Genomic DNA, 20,031 nt, shown 5'->3' on the forward strand with positions numbered 1-20,031 from the left:
ATGGAGGACATTCAATATAGAAGAACAGAAGGAATACTATATAGGCATTTTAAGAAGATCAAAAGAATTGAAAGATTAAAATACGATATAGAGAATACAAAGCAGACTATACATAAGATACAACAAGACCTTAGGAATGTTAATGTAGAGTTATCAGATTGTGTTAAAGCTATAGATTATAGCCAAGACAGAGTGCAATCTAGCATTGTTACATCAAGTGCTGTAGAAAGAGAGCTAGAACGAATTACAGACAAGTTACTGAATGAACTTAAATATAAAATCCAAAGGAAATATAAGTTAAAAGCAAGATTGAGAAAAATAGAGGAAGATGTTAAAAGGATTGAGAAAATATTTGTAGATTTAACAGAAGAAGAAAAACTAATTGTTGAATTAAAATATGGAGAGAAAAAGACTATCAGGCAAATAGAAAGGATACTACCATATGCTAAAACTACTATACATAGAAAGAAAAGAGAGATAATAGAATATATAGTAAGCCAGTTGTAAAATGGGACAAATTCGGGACAAAATTAGGACAAAACAGCATAAATTCAATGCTATAATGTTATTATAGAAGTAGTTACCCCCTGATACCTTCTAATAACTAAGGCAGTCGAGAAATCGGCTGTCTTTTTCGTATAAATGAGGTGATCGCATGGAATTGCACAGATGCAAAGTTAAATTTCATAAAGGTAAAATAGTATGTGCATCAGAGATTCTATGTTCAGATTGCCCTGAAAAAGATAAATGTGAGGATATAGATATTTATGTAGATAGTAAGTACTGGGGAAGCAAGGAATGCATGAGCCACGATAGTTATAGGAGAAAGAATAAGAGGATCAGGCAGAAAAGTTGGGGGAAGATAGGTTAGGTGAAATAGATGGCACTAAAGAAAACTTGTACATGCGGAAGAATAATAGACTATAATCAAAAGCATTGTGAAGAATGCGAGAAGAAATACAAGCAAGAAAGAAGAGAAAGCGCTAAGCAATATGATAGACATGTTAGATATAGCAAAGATAACATTAAGTACAGTAAATTCTATCATAGTGCTGAATGGGCAAAAGCAAGACAAGTTGCTATAGTTAGAGATCACGCTTTATGCCAGGACTGTTTAAAAGAGAATAGAATCACAGTATACGATACAGTACATCATATTATACCGATTAAACAAGATTGGGATAAAAGATTAGATATAGATAACTTAGTATGTTTATGTGAGAGTTGCCATCAAAAGAGACATAAGGAGTTGAAATAAAATGAATGATGTAAAAGAATTAATAAAAATGAGAAACACTTTTAGAGAAGCGGCTGATATTATAGATGAATTGCTAGATCTAAAAGAAAAAGAAAATAATGGACAAGATGTTAAGAAAGAATTAGAGAGTGTTATTGGAAGGTTTGCAATTAAGATGTTGGAACTTAATTCATTGCAGTAAAGGGGTAGGGGGTATCAAAAAAGTTTTTAGTGAATCTAGAAAGACCGCAGGGCCCTCTCTCGCTTTTTAAAAATTCCCTAAATGAAAAAAAATCAAGACAGGAGGTGAGGGAATGGCAAGACCTTCAAAAAGCATAAAAACTATGAGCAAGAATTTAACTAAAGAAGAAAGAGCAATCAGGCTAGAAACAGAAGAAAAATTACGAGGTGGAGCCGATAAAATTTCCCCACCTAAACATTTGAATGCAAGACAGAAAAAAATATTTAATTATATAGTCGAAGAACTTGAAGCGAGTGGAATACTTGGGAATCTAGATATTTACATCTTAGGGGCTTGTGCTATTGCTATTGATAGATTACAACAAATAGAAAAAATGATTAACAAAGATATAAAAATGTTAATGAATAAAGATCTCATGAGAGCTAAAGAAAAATATACAAAAGATTTCTTTAGATGTTGTAATGAACTAAGTTTAAGTCCACAGTCGAGAGCAAAATTAGGTAATATTAATTTACAAGCGAAACAACAGCAAGAAGATCCATTGCTTAGAGTATTAGCTGGTGGTAAAGAATGATACTTTTAGATAAAGCTATTAAATACGCTACTGATGTTGTAGAAGGTAAAGAAATAACAACTAAAGAAGTAATAATTCAATGCAAGTGGTTCTTGATAGATTATAATAAGAGACAACATAAAGATGATTTTGAATTTTATTTTGATACATCAGAAATGGAAAAGATAGAAGGTATATTGAAATTATTAAATTTTGCAACAGGTTTAAATATAGTTGGTAAAACAATATTAGATGGATTATGGGGCTTTCAAGCCTTTTTTTTATGCAATATATTTGGTTGGAGATTTAAAACAGATAAGCGAAAATTCAGATATAGAGATGTTACGTTATTTATCCCAAGAAAAAATGCTAAAACATTCATATGTGCATTAATACTAATAATACTTATGTTGACGGAAGACAAACACAGTGAATTTTATTCTATATGCTTAGATAGGGAACTTGCTGGAGAGGTTAAAAAAGCTATTACTCAAATAATACAAGCAAGTCCAGTAGTAGAAAAGTATTTCAAATTGTCAACTACTCTAAGCGGAAAGATAATTTGCAAACTTACAAATAGTTACTATCAAGCAAGAACTGCTGAAGCAAATAGAAATAACTCTATCAGACCGAGTGCTTTCATAGCCGACGAGATAGGAGCATTTAGAGATTATAAAAACATAACAGCCATGCAATCAGGACAATTAAGTGTTAGAAACCCTTTAAGGTTTAAACTGACAACTGCATATGCCGAAAGTGAATCTATAATGCTTGAAGAACTGGACTATATTAGAAAAGTATATGATGGCGTTATTGAAGATAAAAGAATGTTTGCTTTGCTTTATTATGCAGAAGATGAACATAAATGGGATGATATAGGCTTGCAACAAGCTAATCCACTACGAATTAAAGAAAATTATCAAGAAATAAAAGATAATCGTAAAAAAGCATTAGAAAAACCTTCTGAACGTACAGAATTTCTAACTAAACACATGAATATATTTGTTGATGATATAAAAGAAAATAAATATATAGATTTCACATATTGGAAAAAAGGTGAATTAGAGAAAATAGATTTAGAAGGCAAAGAGGTTGTGGTAGGGGTAGACTTATCGCTTACTACTGACCTTACAGCAGTAGATATTATGTACAAGAAAAATGGGCAGTATTTTCTTAAATCACATGCTTTTTTACCCGAAGATACTTTACCGTTAAGACGAGAAAAAATAGATTATAGGCAAATGGAGAAACTAGGATATTGCACTATTACAAAAGGCAATATAGTGGATTACTTAGTTGTTGAGGACTATATAAGAAATATTGAAGAAAGTAATTGCAAAATTAAATGTATAGTATCTGACCCATATAATGCATTACAGATGATGCAGAGTTTAGCAAATGATTACGAGGTTATAATGCTAAAACAAACTTATTCGCAGTTAAGTCCTAGTATAAAAAGTTTTAGAGATGATGTATATAAAGGCAATATATTCTATGAAAAAAATAAACTGTTAGACTGGTGTATGAGCAATGCAACAACAGTTAAAGGAAGAACAACAGATGATATATTACTTGCTAAAGAAAACAAAAACAAACATAGAATAGACTTAGTTGTTGCAGCAATATTTGCTTATAGTCAGCTTTATTTGATAGATGAAAGTATTAATATTCAGGAAGTTACAGAGGATTATTTGAACATGATGGGCTGGTAAGGAGGTGAGAAAATGAGCATATTTAGTTGGTTGAAAAGCAAATTTAAAAATGAGACTGTAGATACAAACAACCCAGCACTTTTGGAATGGCTAGGAATAGACCCTAATACAAATAAAAACAAGTTGTCTGATGCAACCTATTTTGCTTGTATAAAGAAGTTATCTGAAAGTGTAGGAAAACTAACCTTAAAAATGTATCAAAATACAGATAAAGGAATTATAAAAAGTAATAAAAGCGAGCTTTATAATGTATTAAAATTGCGACCTAATCCGTACATGGCAGCTACTACATTTTGGAGTACGGTCGAAATGAATAGAAATCACTATGGCAATGCTTACGTGTGGTGTAGATATATTGGCCCTAAATTGCAAGATTTATGGATCATGCCTAGTACAGATGTAACTGTTGTGGTAGATGATAAAGGGATATTAGGTGCAAAAGGACGCATTTGGTATAAATATAGAGACAGTAAAAGCAATAAGCTGTATACATTTAATTCTGACGAGGTAATGCATTTTAAGACTTCTACAACGTTTGATGGTATTATAGGTAAAAGTGTTAGAGAGATACTAAAGCAGACAGTAGAAGGAAGTTTAGAAAGCCAAAATTTTATGAATAACTTATATAAGAGCGGGCTAACAGGCAAAGCCGTATTAGAGTATACGGGTGAGTTAAATAAAGAAGCTAAAGAAAGATTAGTTAAAGGTTTCGAAGAATTTGCTAATGGTTCAAAGAATGCAGGAAAAATTATACCTGTCCCACTAGGCATGAAATTAACTCCTTTAAATATTAAATTGACTGATAGTCAGTTTTTTGAGCTAAAAAAATATACAGCATTACAGATTGCAGCTGCATTTGGAATTATGCCTAATCAGATAAATGACTTTGAAAAATCTAGTTATGCAAGTGCAGAAATGCAAAACTTAGCTTTTTATACAGATACACTTCTCTATATTTTAAAGCAATATGAAGAAGAAATAACATATAAAGTATTAAGTAGCCAAATGATTAATCAAGGCTACTTTTTTAAATTCAATGTAAATTCGATCTTAAGGGCAGATTTAGAAACACAGATGAAAAGTTTAGCAACAGCAGTGCAAAATGGCATTTATACGCCAAATGAAGCACGAGAATATTTAGACAAACCTACACATGAAGGCGGTGATATATTAATGGCTAATGGCAATTATATACCGCTTACAATGGTGGGTAACCAGTATAAGAAAGGAGGTAACAGCTAATGAAAATAGAAATTAAAGGTCCTATTATATCTAGTAGTGTGCAATGGATTTATGATTTATTTGAAATGGAAGCTACTAGCCCTAAGAAGGTAAAAGAACAACTTAAAAATGCAAAAGATAATGAGGATGTTGAAGTTGAGATAAACAGCGGTGGTGGTTCTGTATTTGCAGGATCAGAAATATATACTATGCTAAAAGATTATGGAGGAAATGTAACAGTAAAAATAGTTGGTTTAGCCGCTAGTGCTGCAAGTGTAATTGCAATGGCTGGGAACAAGGTTATGATGTCGCCTACTGGTCAAATAATGATACATAACGCTAGCATTAGTGGAGTGAATGGAGATAAAAATACACTTAACCATGAAGCGGGAGTTTTAGAAAGTATTGATAGCACAATAGCTTATGCGTATGAGTTAAAAACTGGCATGACAGAAAAAGAATTATTAGACATGATGAATAAAGAAACTTGGCTATCTCCTAAAAAAGCATTAGATTATGGCTTTATTGATGAAATTATGTTCACTGAAAATAATCAAAACAGCTTTGTAGCAAGTGTAAATTGTGAAATAATACCACAACAAGTTATTGATAAGCTAAGAAATGAATTGCTAGGAAAAGGTGGTATAAGCAATTTATTAAATAATACGGAAGAAACTGCAGAAAAGTCTACAAAAAAATCAAGCAACGAATTAGAATTAGCAAAAGCTAAATTAAAATTAAAAATAAATTTATAGGAGGAATGAAGATGTTAAAATCAGTTGAAATGAAACAAGAATTAGAGGTTTTGAAAAACGAAGCGAGAAAACTATTGGAAGATAAAGAAGCTAAATTAGAGGATATTGAAGCTAAAAATGCAGAAATAGAAACACTGCAAGCGAAAATCATTATGCAAGAGAAATTAGAGCAGGAGGAAAAAGAAGAAATGGAAAATGCAACATTTGAAGAAGAAACACTACAAGATGATGTAACAAAAGAATTTATAAATGGTTTAAGAACGAAATTCGAAAATGCTATGAGTGAAGGTTCTAGTACAGATGGGGGTTATACTGTACCACAGGATATTTTAACTAAAATTAACGAGCTAAGAGAAAGAAAAGATGCTTTACAAAACTTAATTACAGTTGAAAAAGTAACTGCTCCAACTGGTAGTAGAGTATTTAAAGCAAGAGCACAACAAACAGGATTTGCAGAAGTTGCTGAAAATGGTTCAATCCCTGAAAAAGCTACACCACAATTCACTCAATTAACTTATTCAGTTAAGAAATATGCTGGCTTTTTGAAAGTTACAAATGAATTACTAAAAGATAGTGATATCGCAATAAGAAGCACAGTCGAAAAATGGCTAGGTGATGAATCAAGAGTAACTAGAAACAAATTAATACTTGCAGAACTTGATAAGAAGGCTAAGACAGCAATTGCAAGTGTAGATGATATTAAGGATGTATTAAATGTACAACTTGATCCTGCTTTCAGATATACAAGTGTAATAGTAACAAATCAAGATGGTTTTAACTGGTTAGATAAGCAAAAAGATAGTGATGGTAATTATTTATTGCAACCTTCTGTATCTTCCCCAACTGGAAAACAGTTATTTGGTGTCGATATAGTAATGGTATCTAATAAAGATTTGCCTTCTGACACTACAAACGGTACAAAAGCACCTTTCATAATCGGTGATTTAAAAGAAGCTATAGTAATGTTCGAAAAGGAAGGCATGGAGTTAAGAGCAAGTGATGTTGCGGGAGATGCATATTTAACTGATGTAACTCTATTCAGAGCAATTGAACGTGAAGAAGTTAAGACTAGAGATAGCGAAGCATTTGTATATGGACAAGTAGCAATAGCATAGAGGGGTGATTCCCCTCTCATTTTTGGAAAGAGGGTGATTTTTTTTTGAAAGTCAAAGCCTTAATAGATTGTATAGGTATAGGATATAACTTAAAAGCTGGCGAAACAGCAGAATTAGAAAAGGAAATAGCAGAGAAATTAATTAGATTTGGTTATGCAGAAGAAATAAAAAGCTCAAAGAAAACACCTAAAAAATAAAAATAGGTGGTGATAACATGGAACTAACAGAAATAAAAGAATTTTTAAGACTAGAGCAAGACTATACGGAAGAAGATATATTTTTAAATAGTTTACTTGTTGCAGCAAAAGAATACATAAAAAATGCTACTGGATTAGATTATGACGACACAAATGAGTTATATAAGTTAGCGATTAAAATACTTGTAACACATTGGTATGAAAACAGAGAAGCAATATCAGAAAAGAAAACTGATAAAATAGCATTCTCGCTCAACTCTATATTAATACAATTGCAATATTGTTATGAAGGTGATACTGTATGAATCCAGGAAGATTAAGACATAGGATAGATGTATACGGAAAAATCGAAATAGAAAATGAATTGGAGGAAGTAGACTATATAGACAGTAAAATTAAGACTATATGGGCTGCTATAATTCCACAGACTGCAAGTTTGCAAAGAGGACAAGTAGAAACTATATTAAGTAATACTACGCATAAAATAATTGTGAGATACAGCGCTGGGAAAGATATTACCCAAGATATGTATATTATGTTTAGAGGTAAAAGGTTTGATATAAAATACATCCTCAATCCATATTTTAAAAATGAATTTCTAGAGATATTCTGTGAAGAAGTGATAGAGTAATGGCTATAGAAGATGGGTTTGATTTTAGCGATTTAGATAATTTTCAAAAGAAGTTACTCCAGAAGGCTCAAAAAGAGTTTCCTAGAGAAACTTATAGATTTATGAGAAAAGCAGGTACAAAAAAGAAAAGGTATATAAAAAGAAGGGCAAATCAACTAGTTAAAAAAGATAAAAATAATAGCAGCAAAGAGGGTAGAGCAAACTATCATAAATCTTGGAAGAGAGGAAAAGCATATAAAAGAAATAAAGATAATTCATACAATGTACAAGTAAGGAATAATAGCTATCATGGTCATTTAATAGAATATGGCCATAGGCAAGTAACTAAAGATGGAAAAGAAGTAGGATTTGTACCTGGAAAACATGTTCTTGAAAAAGCTTCGAAAGAATTTCAAAGTCAATTCTACAAAATGATTGAAGATTGGCTTGACGAAATGTTAGAAAAAGGGTTGTGATACAGTGATAACCTTAAAAGATATAAAAAAAGCTATAAATAGTCTTATTTCAGCTAATTTTACAGCTGAAATAACTAGCAGAGATATTAAAGAGGGGTTTAAAAGACCTTCTTTTTTTGTGGAATTTGATAATGTTAAAAAGTCTCCTGCTGGAGAGGATCAGATAAATAGGGAATTGACTGTTAGAATATATTACTTCCCTTCTAATAGGTATCAATACAGCGTTGAGATACTAGAAGTACAGGAAAAGTTAGAAGAAGTATTTGATACAAAATTAAAGGTACAAGATAGATATTTTAATATTGATGAAGTCGAAAGTATTGTAACTGATGGCGTATTACAGTTTTATTTTGACATTCGATATGAAGAAGGAAGAGAAATTCCTGACGCAGAGCTTATGGAAAATCTTTATATAAAGGAGGAATAATGTATGGGATTACCACAAATAAATATTGAATTTAGTGGTAAAGCAGTATCGGCAGTAGAAAGAAGTGCTAGAGGAATAGTAGCACTAATTTTAAAAGATGATACTGGAACATTTGATACAAAGGAATATACAAGTGTTGATGAAATAGAAACAACGGATTGGACTGCTGATAATTTAGATTATATTAAAAAGACTTTCATGGGTACACCTAGCAAGGTTATATGTGAAAGGTTAGATACTACAGCTACAGATTATAACGCTGCACTTACTAGACTTGAGTCTAAAAAATGGAATTACCTTGCTATACCAAGTTTAACAAATGCAACTGATATTGTAACTTGGATAAAAGGGAAAAGAGATAATGATAAAAAGACTTTTAAAGCTGTACTTCCTAATGCATCAACCGCTGACCATGAAGGCATAATTAACTTCACTACTGTCGATATAAAAACAGCTGATAAAAAATATACAACAGCTGAATATTGTTGCAGAATAGCTGGGATTTTAGCAGGATTACCTTTCAATAGGTCAGCAACTTATTATGTTCTTCCAGAAGTAGAAAACATTACTGAAAGTGCTACTCCTGATGCAGATATAGATAATGGACAGCTTATTTTAGTTAATGATGGAGAAAAAATCAAGATAGGTAGAGGAGTTAACTCTCTTGTATCCACTACTACAGAAAAGACAGAAGACTTTAAGAAAATCAAGATTATAGAGATTATGGATATGATAAAAGACGATATAAGAGATACATTTAATGACCACTATGTTGGGAAAGTACCGAATATTTATGACAACCAGGTGCTATTTTTTACTTCTGTGAATGCATATTTTAAAGGTCTTGCTGGAGATGAAATTTTAGATCCAAACTTCCCTAACAAAGCAGATGTAGATGTTGAAGCTCAGAGACTTGCTTGGGAGAGCATAGGAACTGATACAAGTACATTAAATGACCAGCAAGTAAAAGAAAAATCTTTTAGAAGTAACGTCTATGCAAAGGCAAGCATTAAGATTGTAGACGCTATGGAAGATTTAGAATTTAGCATTTTAATATAGTTAGGAGGTATATGAATGACCAAAATACCAAGTAATAGGCGAATTAATGGCACTTTTGGAGCTGTATGGCTTGATGGTGAAAAGCTTGCAGATGTAGATAGTTTTGAAGCGAAAGTAACTATAAATTATGAAGATGTAAATATGGCAGAAGACCTTGCAACACATAAAAAAATGACTGGTTGGTCTGGGGAAGGAACACTTACACTTAAAAAAGTTTATAGTACAGGAGCTAACCTATTAGGAGAAAAATTAAAAGAAGGGAAAATGCCAACTTTCACTATAGTAGGTAAACTAGCTGATCCTGATGCATACGGAAGTGAAAGAGTAGCATTAAATGAAGTTACGTTTAATGAATTTACTTTAATGAAATTTGAACAAAAAACGCCTGGTACAGAAGAACTACCTTTTGCTTTTGCTGATTATGATTTAGTGGATTTGATTGAAAGGGGATAGTAAGACATGGCTAAAAAACTAACTTTAAATGACCTTATACAACAAAAAGAAAAATATCAAGTAAAAAATGATGTTAGAGAAGATATAGCAATAGAAAGAAATGGAGAAGAAATTATCATAACTATAAAAAAACCTAACAGAGCATTATGTTTAGAGTGTATTAGCATGGCACAAGATGGTAACCAACAAGAAAAAGCTGATATACACATGGTGTATAACATAGTTGTAGAGCCGAATTTAAAGGATACTAATTTGCACAATGCTTATGGATGTGTAGAGCCAACGGATATAGTTGAAAAAATATTTGAACCCGGAGAAATAGCTCAAATAAGTGGTTATGGTATGCAGTTAGCTGGATATGGAAGTGAAATAAAGGCGGTTAAGGATATAAAAAACTAATAAAAAGTGATGGAGAAATGTATTTTCTCCATCATTATTTGCAAAAAGGCTTTAAACTAGAATATTTGCTCAATCTAAAAGCTACAGAAAAACTTTTTATGATAGCTAGTATGGAGCAGTATTTTGAGGAAGAAAAGGCAAAGCAACAAAGTTAAAAAAGCTTTAGCCTTTTCTTTTTTAGGTAGGTGATAGAGTGGCTTCTAAAAGTATAAAAGCTATATTAACGCTAAAAGATAAAAACTTTTCTTCAAATATGAAGAAGGCATCTAAAGGCGTAAAAGGTTTTAATAGAAGGCTTAAATATAGTAGTAATCAAGTTAAAAAGTTTAAAAGGGATGTAGCATACAGTTTTAAAAGTGTTGCTAAAAGTGCTGTGGGTATTGCAGGAGCCTATCTAGGTTTTAGAGCATTATCAAATGGTATTAGTGAAAGTGTTGAAGCTGCAAAAGCTCAGATAGATGCTGAAACAAAACTACAAGCTGTTCTTAAAAATACTAAAGGTATTACGGATCAACAAATTGAAGGGCTTAAAAAATATGCTAGTGAACAACAGAATTTAGGAGTAATAGGTGACGAAGTACAAATTGCTGGTATTCAACAAATAGGTACTTTTCAACTCCAAGCTGATACTATTAAAAAATTAATTCCAGGAATGAACGATTTACTTGCTCAGCAAAAGGGATTAAACGCTACACAACAAGATGCTGTAAATATAGGGAATTTAATTGGTAAAGTTATGTCTGGACAAGTTGGAGCATTATCTAGAGTGGGTATTTCATTTACAAAAGCACAAGAAAAAATATTAAAATATGGAACTGAATCAGAAAAGGCAGCTACACTTGCTGAGGTATTAAAACAAAATGTTGGTGGGGTTAATAAGGCACTTGCAGAAACTGACCAAGGTAAGATACAGCAAATGACTAATGCATGGGGAGATTATAAAGAAGAAATAGGGAAAAAGATACTTCCACTACAAGCTCAATTTGCTGGTTGGTTTGCTAAAAAAATACCTGGAATACAGACGTTTACTTTAAACCTTATTGACAAAACAATTTTAGGAGTAAAAGGGTTTAAAAAAGTTGCTATTAGTGTATGGATAAAAGTTAAAAAAGTTATTAAAGATAATAAACCTGTAATAGATAATATTAAGAATGGTATCAAATCCTTAGGCGATAAGGTTTTATTAATAAAAAACTGGTTTGTAGATGCATTTCAAAATATAAAAGCAAAAATTGAAGAAAACAAGCCTGCTATTGAAGGTGTAAAAGGTGTATTAGCAGATTTAGGAAATAAAGCTTTAGCAATGAAAGACTGGCTAGTTGACACTTTTGAAAGTGCAAAACCTTCTTTAAATTGGATAAAAGATGAAGGGCTACCATTAGTAGTTGATGGAGTAGCAGGAGTAATTGATAAAGCAACTGAATTATATAATTTTATTAACGACAATTGGTCTACAATTGAACCGATAATATTGGGGGTAGCAGGAGCAATAACAACGTACAAATTGGCAGTACTAACTACTACTGCAGTAACCAAAGGAGCAATTTTAGTTACGAAAGGTCTTACATTAGCTCAAGGAGCTCTTAATACAGTTATGAATTTAAGTCCTTTAGCAAAATGGTCTATTATAATAGGAGCTGCTATTGCAGCTGGTGTTTACTTGTATAAGAATTGGGATACTATTAAGGCTAAAGCTGGAGAATTGTGGGAAGGAATAAAATCGGCATTTGAACCTTTAGGGGAATTTTTTAATGGAGTATGGGAAGGTGTAAAAACAGGCTTTAAAGCATTTATTAACTTTTTTATAGATGGTATTAATACAGTAATAGGTGGAGTAAATTCTATTAAAGTAAAGGTTCCTGATTGGGTTCCAAGATGGGGTGGAAAAGAATGGGGAATAAATATCCCTAAAATACCTGAATTTGCACTTGGTACAAGTTATTTCAAAGGTGGATTAGCACGCATTAATGAACGTGGTGGAGAAATAGTTAATCTACCTAATGGATCACAAGTTATTCCAGCTGATAAATCAGAAAAAATAATTAATAGAGATAATTCAAAAATTGAAGTGAATGTAATTATAAAAGGTAATGTAATAGGGAATGAAGAATATGCTGAATATATAGCAAATGAAATAATTAAAAAAACAAAACTAGCACTAGCAAATGGTTAGGAGGGATATAGTGGATATATTTTTATCAATAAATAATAGAGAACAGGTAATACAGTTACCAATAATTCCAGAAGAATTTCAAGTGGAATTTAGCAATAATAACGAAACATTTACCACTATATCTCAAGGAGATTTGAACTTAATAGGAAATAAGGGATTAAAAACTTTAACAATAGAAACCTTTTTCCCTAATAAAGAATATGAATTTGCTAAAAGTAAAAAAATGACTGGAGATGAATTTGTAGAAAGTATTTTAAACTGGATTGATAGAAAAGTACCTATTCGTATAGTTATAACAAGTAAAGAAGGCAAAGAAGTTATTAATTTACCAGTAACTATAGATTCATTTAATTATGGATACGATAGAGTTGGAGATGTAAAATATTCCCTCGCTCTTAGAGAATTTAGATTTGTGGGGGTGTAGAAGGTGCATGAGTTAATAGTATATAGCTTTACAGGGCAACAAAGAAATATAAGCTCTATTATAGGAACTTTAAGCTGGTTCAGCAGCGAAGATACCTTAGGGGTACAATTAAATTTTGAAACACCTTATTCTGATGTAACAAAAATCGGACAAATGGTAGTTTTAAGAAACAATGGGAAGGAAATTTTTAGAGGGATTATAGTTGCTGAAGAAATAAATAGGAAGTTTTCAAGAAGTTACATAGCTTTTGATTATGCATTTTATCTTAATAAATCTAAAGGAATATATCAGTTTAATAAAATACAGGCATCTAAGGCAATTACTCAGCTACTTAATGATTTTAATGTGCCTATAGGAAATATAATTAATATTCCAACCATAATTAATCACATATATTATGACAAAGTTATAAGTGATATTATAAAAGACATTCTTCAGCAAGCAACAAATGAAACTGGTCAAAAGTATAGACTAGAAATGAGAGAAGGAAAATTATATATAGAAAAACAAACTGATTTAGTTATAAATGCAACTTTCAAATTAGCTTCTAATTTAAAAGAAAATAGCATTACTAGTGCAATGAGCAACCCTACACGTAGAAGATCTATAGAAGATATGAAAAACAGCATAATGATAGTAGTAAATAATAAAGACTCGGCTACATTAGTTGGAGAAGCTAAAGATGAAACTTCAATAAAACAATATGGACTACTTCAAGAGGTACAAACAATTGACGAAAAAGATATAGTACAGGCTAAAAACATTGCTCAAACTTTACTGAAGGACTTAAACAAAATATTTGAGGACAACAGCATTGAATGCATCGGCAACGATGATGTAAGAGCAGGAAGAATACTTGAAATTATAGAACCTATAACTGGAATGAATGGGCAATATAGAATAATATCTTGTACTCATAATATAAATAATGGTATTCATAAAATGTCACTAGATTTGGGGGTGATATAGTGGATGGAATAAGTGAATTGGCAAAAATGTTAAAAGAGAGGGATAATCAGCCCTATTTAGGCCCACAGATTGGGGAAGTTATTACTCCACCACCAAATATCCAGATTGCTTTAGGTGATAAGATTATTCTTACAAAAGAGCATCTTGTTATTGCAGCTCATGTACTAACAGATTATCAAAGAGAAATAAATATTACAGGGGATATACAAACTACAGAAGAAGGTGGATCTGTTACCCTGCAAGTAAATCCAGCACCTACAACATATACTGTAGTGGATGGAAGTGTAAATGGAAATGTAGTAATCACAGGGACAATAAAATATACAGACACTTTGAAGAAAGGTGATAAAGTAATACTCATACCTTCAACAGATGAACAAACGTATTTTTTAATCGATAAGGCGGTGATGCTATAATGCTTCCCGAAATAGCAAACTTAGAAATTAATACTAATCAGACAGAAGAAGTACCAAATCAAGGAACTTCTTTTTTATTTGACTTTAAAATTGGAGACTTTATTTTAAAGAATGGAAGATTAGTAAAAGTATCCGATATTGAAGCTTTGAAAATATGGATAGAAAAGTGTTTGAGGACTGAAAAATTCAAATTTAAAGTTTACGAAAAGGAAAATAAAGATCTAGAATATGGTGTTACAATAGAGGATCTGATTGTAGGCCATGATTATCCACAAAGCTTTATCGAATCAGAATTAAAAAGAGAAATAAGCATAGGATTGCTGAAAAATCCAATGATAGCAAGTCTTTCAGAATGGAAGATTGAAAAGAAAAATCCAATCGTTAATGTATCATTCAGAGTAAATTTAAAAACAGGTGAAACATTCACCCAGGAGGTGAATTTCTAATTGGCAGATACAATAGATGTTATACATGAACGTATGCTTTCGAATATTTCAGATGAATACGATAAGACAGAAGGGTCTTTTTTTTATGATGCTACAAAACCTGTTGCGATAGAATTGGAAAAAGCATATAAAGACCAGGAAGAAATACTAGACAAAGGTTTTGTTGAAACTGCTACTGGTGAATGGTTAGATAAGAAAGTAGCAGAGCAAGGCTTAACAAGAAAACCTGCTACAAAAGCAACTGGATATGTAACTATAGAAGGTTCAGAAGGTGCAATTATAAATGCAGGAGATAAGGTAGCAAATGATACAGTAACATATACAATACTTGAATCTAAAACTATAGATAGTACATTAAAAGCTTCTGTACAAGTTGAATGTGATGAATTTGGAAGCGTAGGGAATGTACCTATAAATGCTATAAAATACTTTCCTGTAACCTTGTCTGGACTTACCAAAGTCTATAATGAAGAAAAGATTGATAATGGCTATGATGGAGAGACTGACGAAGAATTAAGACAACGATATTATGACAAAGTAAGAACTCCTGCAACTTCAGGAAATAAATATCACTACAGAAATTGGGCTAAAGAGGTACCAGGCGTAGGAGATGCAAAGGTATTTCCTTTATGGAATGGCCCAGGAACAGTAAAAGTAGTAATAATTGATAGTAATAAAACTGGAGCTGATAGCCAGCTAGTAACTGATGTATATAATCATATCGAAGAAAATCGACCAATTGGGGCTACAGTTACTGTTGAGTCAGCTACAGAATTACAAATCAATATTGATGTTACTCTTACAATAGATTCTAACAATTATACTATAGAGCAAGTAAAAAGAAACATAGAAAATGCTATTACAGAGCATTTAAAAGAAATTGCTTTTAAAGAAAATTATGTGTCTTATGCAAAAATAGGAAGTCTTATATTAAACAGTAATGGAGTGTTAGATTATAGTAACTTACTTATAAATAATAATAATTCTAATGTATCAATAAAAGAGACAGAAGTAGCAGTTCTAGGGGTGGTAACAGTTGTCTAAGTTAATGCAGTATTTACCTAATTATTATAGAACAAGCAAAGTAATGACAAATATTACTGATGTTTATGATATTGAGTTGCAAGAATTTCAGACTAAACTAGATAATACACTTAATCAATTCTTTGTAGATTTAGCTGATGCTTCATTAGAAAGATGGGAAAAAGAGTTAGGGATATCTGTAAATAAGAACAAAGATATAAAGTATAGAAGAAGTGTTATAAAATCAAAAATTCGAGGACAAGGTACTATAACCATAAATCTAATTAAAAATGTAGCTGAAAGCTATAGTAATGGAGAGGTTGAAGTTACAGAGAATAATTCAAACTATTCATTTACTATAACTTTTGTTGGGACAAAAGGAATTCCACCCAATATGGATGATTTAAAAAATGCCATAGAAGATATTAAACCAGCACATTTAGGATTTACTTTTGAATATACTTACAATACTTATCAGTATTTATCCCAGTTTACCCACGCTGATTTAGCTTTATATACTCATATTGATTTAAGAGAGGTGATATAATTGCCTGATTATACTGAAAATTATAACTTAAAGAAACCTTTAGCAAATGAAAATTACAATATTGAAGATTTTAATACTAATGCTGATATTATTGATGCTGAATTAAAAAATGTTAACGATAAAATAAGTGAAATAAGAAATGATATTAATAATTTAGATATACCAGTAACATCAGTAAATAACAAAACTGGAGATATAGTTTTGACTGCTGCTGATGTAGGAGCAGAAACTCCTTCTGGAGCTCAAGCAAAAGCTAATGTGGCAGAACAAAATGCAAAGAATTATGCGGATAGCATAAAGCCGACAAAATTAAGTCAGTTAAGTAATGATGTAGGCTATATAACAGCACAAAGAGCCGTAAGTGATAGTGTAACCAGTACAAGTTCGACTGTTGCAGCAAGTAGTAAAGCAGTTAAAACCGCATATGACAAAGCAAATGATGCATACAGTAAAGTTACATCTGCTACTTATGTTAGAGATAGAGTTAAAGCGGTAGATGGTCATGGTAGTGGTTTAGACGCTGACTTACTAGATGGATGGCATAGAGACTCTATAAGAGATTGGAATAATCTATTGAACAAACCATCTTCGCTCCCTGCTAATGGCGGAAATGCTGATAGTGTAGATGGTATACATTTTCGAGAGTATAATGGAAAATTACAATATTATTATGGAGGAGTGTGGAAAGACGTTATGGTAAGTCCAATTAAGAGTATACAAAGAGGAACAGCTACTGGAGGAAATTATACTAATAATGATATACCAATTAATACAGTAAATCCAGAAAAATGCGTTGTAATTTTAAATGGTGATTGGAGCCATAGCAGTGGTGGTTTTAATACAAATCCATATCTTTACTCTATTACGGCAACAACTTTAAAGATACGTGGCGATTCGTATAGTTATACAAGAACATATAGCTGGCAAGTAATAGAATATAATTAGGAGGTAAAATAATAATGGGAAGTTTTTATTATGCACAATTAAATGAAGAAAATATTGTCATTGGTATTTCAGAGCTTTCAGGAGAAGTAAGTAATGAAAAATTAATAAGAATCGACAATTTCAATGAAAACTTATTAGGCAAAAAATATGAAAATGGAGAATTTATAGAAGTACCTAAAACAGAAGAAGAATTGAAAGAAGAAAAATTACAAGAGTTGAAACAAAAGTATTTGACGTTTATAAAAGAAGCAGATTTGTTAGGAGATACAGCCGAAAAGGAAAGACTGCAGCAAGAGTATTTGCAGAAAAAAGCAGAAATTGAAAATGCATAGTATAAGCACCTTATAGGTGTTATTTTTATGGGGAAAAGAGGAGGAAAGACAATATGAACAATCCAAATAAAATTATTTTACATCATAGCGCAACAGATGGAGGAACATTTGAAAGCATTAGAAGATATCATATAGAGCACAATGGATGGAGAGATATTGGATATCATTATTTAATCACGAAAGATGGAGTTTTGCACAAGGGCAGAGATGAAAAAGACACAGGAGCTCATACAAAAGGAGAAAATACAACATCTATAGGAATATGCCTAGTAGGTAATTTTGATCGCTATGAGCCAAATAAAAAGCAGCTAGATACATTATACAAATTACTAGAAGATATCTTCGATAGATATGGGAAAATGCCAATATACCCACATTCAAAGTTTGCTCCTAAAACTTGTCCTGGAACACAATTTCCACTAGATGAGGTTATTGCTAGAACTTTTGAAGAAAAAGACTGGAGAATTGAAGCAGGGGAGAAAGCATTAAAGGATCTGGTTGAAAAGGGCGTAATTAATAGCCCTGATTACTGGAAGAACAAACTAACCCAACCTGTAGAAGTTTGGGCTGTTTTGAATATGATCAATAATATTACTAGAAAGTAGGTGCTGCTATGGTATGCGAAAGACACGAGGAGATTGTAAATCGTTTAAATAATCACGCTGACAGAATTAAACAACTAGAAATAAATAATGCAAAAACAGGAGAGAAAATTACAAGCTTGATAGAAAAATTAGAGAATCTAACAAGCTGGATTAAAGCTTTAGTAATGCTAGGTGGTACTACATTGCTAGGCTTTTTCTTTTGGTACATACAAAACATAGGGAGGTAATATTATGGAATTTCTAAAGAGAATCAAATTTGAATATGTATATGCTTTAATAGTGCTTCTTGTCCTTTCAGGAGCGCTATTCTATTTCAGACAGGAGAAAATGATACTAATGATTTTAGGTGCTTTGATTGCTAGTAGTAGCAGTATTACTACTTTCTTTTTTACAAAGCATGATCCAAAAAGTGAGAAGAAAGAAGACACAGGGGCTTAGGCTCCTGCTTTTTTAGTTTTTGAGAAAAATGGAAAATATTTCTTGACACTATACCGAAAAATACGGTATAATATAATTAAGAAAGAGAGGTGAGGAAATGCTAGATGAAATTGAAAAAAAGTCGTCCATATCATCTTCGAAGTAGTAAGTACCATCGCCATAGTAGTTGCACTTCAAAAGAGATAGAAACGACTAATCACAGGGGCTAAAAAAAGCCCCAACTCTTAATACTATTATATCACATCTAGCATAAAACTATGAATAAAAAATATCTAGTAGGCTTATTGATTATTCAAGCACTTCACTTATTAACACCATATAAAGTATTTGATGTATTATTCTATCTAGGGATAACACTACTAATAATTGATCTATTAAGAAGGAAATAGGGTGATTAAATGTCATTTAAAAAAGTATTAGAAGATAACAATGTTTCTGGTTACAGGCTAGCAAAGGATACAGGGATCCCACAACAAACTATATCAGATTATGTATCTGGGAAAAAGAATTTTAATAGTATGAAAATTGGTGTTGCGAAAAAAATTGCTGATTATCTTGGCATGACATTAGACGAATTATATGAAAAATCTACTGATTAATATTCGCTACTGAAAAGCAATAGGAGAGTTGTATAAGCCATTCTTTTGTTGTATATTAAGGGAATGTGTATGTGGCAGGATTAAGTTGATGTGGAATATTTATACGACATATAGCAATTGTAAAATATTATTAAATATTATATAATATTAATAGCATTAGCTTATACTTACTAATGCTATTATTTTTATTTTTTGCAACTAAAATGTTGTAAGTAAAGGATGATTTTAATGAAGATTTATGATCCAGATATTAGAGAGCTCCTATTAAAAAAGTTTTTAAAAACTAAAGCTTTTATATCTGATCCAACAACTAAATTAATTCATGAAATGGATGTATGTTTTGGTACGTCTAGAATTGATATTGCTGTTATAAACGGAAAGATACATGGATATGAAATAAAAAGTGAGCAAGATACACTTGATAGACTTCCTGCACAAATAGAATCTTATAATAAGATTTTTTTGATACAATGACGATTGTTACTGGAGAAAAATCATATTTCTAAGGTGATTGAAATAGTTCCTGATTGGTGGGGGAATATATTATGTTGTAAAAAAAGAGCAATCAGCCTATTTTTGAAAAAGGAAACGCCAATTTAAAAATTAATAAAAAAAGGTAGATACTTTTTTTATTTAGCGCAGTTACTATGGAAAAAAAATGAATTATTAGAGCTATTGAGATTAAATGGAATAAATAA

General features: G+C 31.4%; 31 protein-coding genes. All 31 read left to right on the forward strand.

The genetic code is table 11. The features are described 5' to 3' along the window. The 31 genes from FQB35_RS16065 (at window position 1) to FQB35_RS15550 (ending at window position 19,807) form a co-directional block, all read left to right on the forward strand. Entirely contained in the window at window positions 1–507 is a 507-nt protein-coding gene (locus tag FQB35_RS16065) for a hypothetical protein (RefSeq protein ID WP_148810938.1), read from the forward strand. Between the two features lie 148 nt (window positions 508–655). Continuing rightward, the gene (locus FQB35_RS15410; protein WP_148810886.1) at window positions 656–871 is read left to right on the forward strand and encodes a hypothetical protein; all 216 of its coding nucleotides are present in this window, start codon (window positions 656–658) and stop codon (window positions 869–871) included. 9 nt (window positions 872–880) lie between these two features. After that, window positions 881–1,258: an HNH endonuclease gene (locus FQB35_RS15415; RefSeq protein WP_148810887.1), complete on the forward strand. Its 378-nt coding sequence runs from the start codon at window positions 881–883 to the stop codon at window positions 1,256–1,258. Between the two features lies 1 nt (window position 1,259). Continuing rightward, window positions 1,260–1,439, forward strand: coding sequence for a hypothetical protein (locus tag FQB35_RS15420; protein WP_148810888.1), 180 nt, complete (start codon window positions 1,260–1,262; stop codon window positions 1,437–1,439). Window positions 1,440–1,551: 112 nt separating this feature from the next. Next, window positions 1,552–2,013: a phage terminase small subunit P27 family gene (locus FQB35_RS15425; protein WP_148810889.1), complete on the forward strand. Its 462-nt coding sequence runs from the start codon at window positions 1,552–1,554 to the stop codon at window positions 2,011–2,013. Beyond that, a complete protein-coding gene (locus tag FQB35_RS15430; RefSeq protein WP_148810890.1) occupies window positions 2,010–3,704 on the forward strand; it encodes a terminase large subunit in 1,695 nt (564 codons plus the stop codon). The genes FQB35_RS15425 and FQB35_RS15430 overlap by 4 nt, the downstream gene beginning before the upstream one ends. A 12-nt stretch (window positions 3,705–3,716) precedes the next feature. Next, window positions 3,717–4,946 carry a phage portal protein gene (locus FQB35_RS15435; protein WP_148810891.1) on the forward strand — a complete coding sequence of 410 codons (1,230 nt, stop codon included), beginning with the start codon at window positions 3,717–3,719 and terminating at the stop codon, window positions 4,944–4,946. Next, window positions 4,946–5,680: a head maturation protease, ClpP-related gene (locus tag FQB35_RS15440; RefSeq protein ID WP_148810892.1), complete on the forward strand. Its 735-nt coding sequence runs from the start codon at window positions 4,946–4,948 to the stop codon at window positions 5,678–5,680. Before FQB35_RS15435 ends, FQB35_RS15440 begins: the two co-directional genes overlap by 1 nt. A gap of 11 nt (window positions 5,681–5,691) precedes the next feature. Continuing rightward, window positions 5,692–6,795, forward strand: coding sequence for a phage major capsid protein (locus FQB35_RS15445; protein ID WP_148810893.1), 1,104 nt, complete (start codon window positions 5,692–5,694; stop codon window positions 6,793–6,795). A gap of 44 nt (window positions 6,796–6,839) precedes the next feature. After that, entirely contained in the window at window positions 6,840–6,992 is a 153-nt protein-coding gene (locus FQB35_RS15985) for a hypothetical protein (protein WP_168198407.1), read from the forward strand. A 17-nt stretch (window positions 6,993–7,009) separates the two neighbouring features. Then, the gene (locus FQB35_RS15450; RefSeq protein WP_148810894.1) at window positions 7,010–7,297 is read left to right on the forward strand and encodes a head-tail connector protein; all 288 of its coding nucleotides are present in this window, start codon (window positions 7,010–7,012) and stop codon (window positions 7,295–7,297) included. After that, window positions 7,294–7,623 (forward strand): phage head closure protein, encoded by a 330-nt coding sequence (locus FQB35_RS15455; protein ID WP_148810895.1) that lies wholly within the window; start codon window positions 7,294–7,296, stop codon window positions 7,621–7,623. The genes FQB35_RS15450 and FQB35_RS15455 overlap by 4 nt, the downstream gene beginning before the upstream one ends. Beyond that, window positions 7,623–8,078, forward strand: coding sequence for an HK97 gp10 family phage protein (locus FQB35_RS15460; protein ID WP_148810896.1), 456 nt, complete (start codon window positions 7,623–7,625; stop codon window positions 8,076–8,078). Before FQB35_RS15455 ends, FQB35_RS15460 begins: the two co-directional genes overlap by 1 nt. 4 nt (window positions 8,079–8,082) lie before the next feature. After that, entirely contained in the window at window positions 8,083–8,505 is a 423-nt protein-coding gene (locus tag FQB35_RS15465; RefSeq protein WP_148810897.1) for a phage tail terminator family protein, read from the forward strand. A 3-nt stretch (window positions 8,506–8,508) separates the two neighbouring features. Further along, window positions 8,509–9,564: a phage tail sheath C-terminal domain-containing protein gene (locus tag FQB35_RS15470; protein WP_148810898.1), complete on the forward strand. Its 1,056-nt coding sequence runs from the start codon at window positions 8,509–8,511 to the stop codon at window positions 9,562–9,564. Window positions 9,565–9,579: 15 nt separating this feature from the next. Then, a complete protein-coding gene (locus FQB35_RS15475) occupies window positions 9,580–10,017 on the forward strand; it encodes a phage tail tube protein (protein ID WP_231701917.1) in 438 nt (145 codons plus the stop codon). A gap of 6 nt (window positions 10,018–10,023) precedes the next feature. Then, the gene (locus FQB35_RS15480) at window positions 10,024–10,416 is read left to right on the forward strand and encodes a phage tail assembly chaperone (RefSeq protein WP_148810899.1); all 393 of its coding nucleotides are present in this window, start codon (window positions 10,024–10,026) and stop codon (window positions 10,414–10,416) included. A gap of 193 nt (window positions 10,417–10,609) precedes the next feature. Next, on the forward strand, window positions 10,610–12,589 hold the full coding sequence (locus FQB35_RS15485) for a phage tail tape measure protein (RefSeq protein WP_148810900.1): 1,980 nt from the start codon (window positions 10,610–10,612) through the stop codon (window positions 12,587–12,589). Between the two features lie 10 nt (window positions 12,590–12,599). Beyond that, on the forward strand, window positions 12,600–13,013 hold the full coding sequence (locus FQB35_RS15490) for a phage portal protein (protein ID WP_148810901.1): 414 nt from the start codon (window positions 12,600–12,602) through the stop codon (window positions 13,011–13,013). Between the two features lie 3 nt (window positions 13,014–13,016). Next, a complete protein-coding gene (locus FQB35_RS15495) occupies window positions 13,017–13,982 on the forward strand; it encodes an XkdQ/YqbQ family protein (protein WP_148810902.1) in 966 nt (321 codons plus the stop codon). After that, complete coding sequence (locus tag FQB35_RS15500) at window positions 13,982–14,398, forward strand: DUF2577 domain-containing protein (protein WP_148810903.1); 417 nt, start codon at window positions 13,982–13,984, stop codon at window positions 14,396–14,398. Before FQB35_RS15495 ends, FQB35_RS15500 begins: the two co-directional genes overlap by 1 nt. Continuing rightward, window positions 14,398–14,844 carry a DUF2634 domain-containing protein gene (locus FQB35_RS15505; RefSeq protein ID WP_148810904.1) on the forward strand — a complete coding sequence of 149 codons (447 nt, stop codon included), beginning with the start codon at window positions 14,398–14,400 and terminating at the stop codon, window positions 14,842–14,844. Before FQB35_RS15500 ends, FQB35_RS15505 begins: the two co-directional genes overlap by 1 nt. After that, entirely contained in the window at window positions 14,845–15,888 is a 1,044-nt protein-coding gene (locus FQB35_RS15510) for a baseplate J/gp47 family protein (RefSeq protein ID WP_148810905.1), read from the forward strand. It begins immediately after the preceding gene. Then, window positions 15,881–16,414 carry a YmfQ family protein gene (locus FQB35_RS15515; protein WP_231701918.1) on the forward strand — a complete coding sequence of 178 codons (534 nt, stop codon included), beginning with the start codon at window positions 15,881–15,883 and terminating at the stop codon, window positions 16,412–16,414. Before FQB35_RS15510 ends, FQB35_RS15515 begins: the two co-directional genes overlap by 8 nt. Next, window positions 16,415–17,359 (forward strand): tail fiber protein, encoded by a 945-nt coding sequence (locus tag FQB35_RS15990; protein ID WP_168198408.1) that lies wholly within the window; start codon window positions 16,415–16,417, stop codon window positions 17,357–17,359. A gap of 14 nt (window positions 17,360–17,373) precedes the next feature. Further along, complete coding sequence (locus FQB35_RS15525; protein WP_148810906.1) at window positions 17,374–17,691, forward strand: hypothetical protein; 318 nt, start codon at window positions 17,374–17,376, stop codon at window positions 17,689–17,691. A 53-nt stretch (window positions 17,692–17,744) separates the two neighbouring features. Continuing rightward, on the forward strand, window positions 17,745–18,296 hold the full coding sequence (locus FQB35_RS15530; RefSeq protein WP_148810907.1) for a peptidoglycan recognition protein family protein: 552 nt from the start codon (window positions 17,745–17,747) through the stop codon (window positions 18,294–18,296). A gap of 8 nt (window positions 18,297–18,304) precedes the next feature. Continuing rightward, window positions 18,305–18,523 (forward strand): hemolysin XhlA family protein, encoded by a 219-nt coding sequence (locus tag FQB35_RS15535; RefSeq protein ID WP_148809720.1) that lies wholly within the window; start codon window positions 18,305–18,307, stop codon window positions 18,521–18,523. A 4-nt stretch (window positions 18,524–18,527) separates the two neighbouring features. Further along, window positions 18,528–18,734 (forward strand): hypothetical protein, encoded by a 207-nt coding sequence (locus FQB35_RS15540; protein ID WP_148810908.1) that lies wholly within the window; start codon window positions 18,528–18,530, stop codon window positions 18,732–18,734. Window positions 18,735–19,132: 398 nt separating this feature from the next. Then, a complete protein-coding gene (locus tag FQB35_RS15545) occupies window positions 19,133–19,333 on the forward strand; it encodes a helix-turn-helix domain-containing protein (protein ID WP_148810909.1) in 201 nt (66 codons plus the stop codon). A 228-nt stretch (window positions 19,334–19,561) separates the two neighbouring features. Then, entirely contained in the window at window positions 19,562–19,807 is a 246-nt protein-coding gene (locus tag FQB35_RS15550; RefSeq protein WP_168198409.1) for a sce7726 family protein, read from the forward strand. Window positions 19,808–20,031 lie beyond the last annotated feature (224 nt).

The sequence above is a fragment of the Crassaminicella thermophila genome, assembly GCF_008152325.1.
In the GTDB taxonomy this organism is placed as follows: domain Bacteria; phylum Bacillota; class Clostridia; order Peptostreptococcales; family Thermotaleaceae; genus Crassaminicella_A; species Crassaminicella_A thermophila.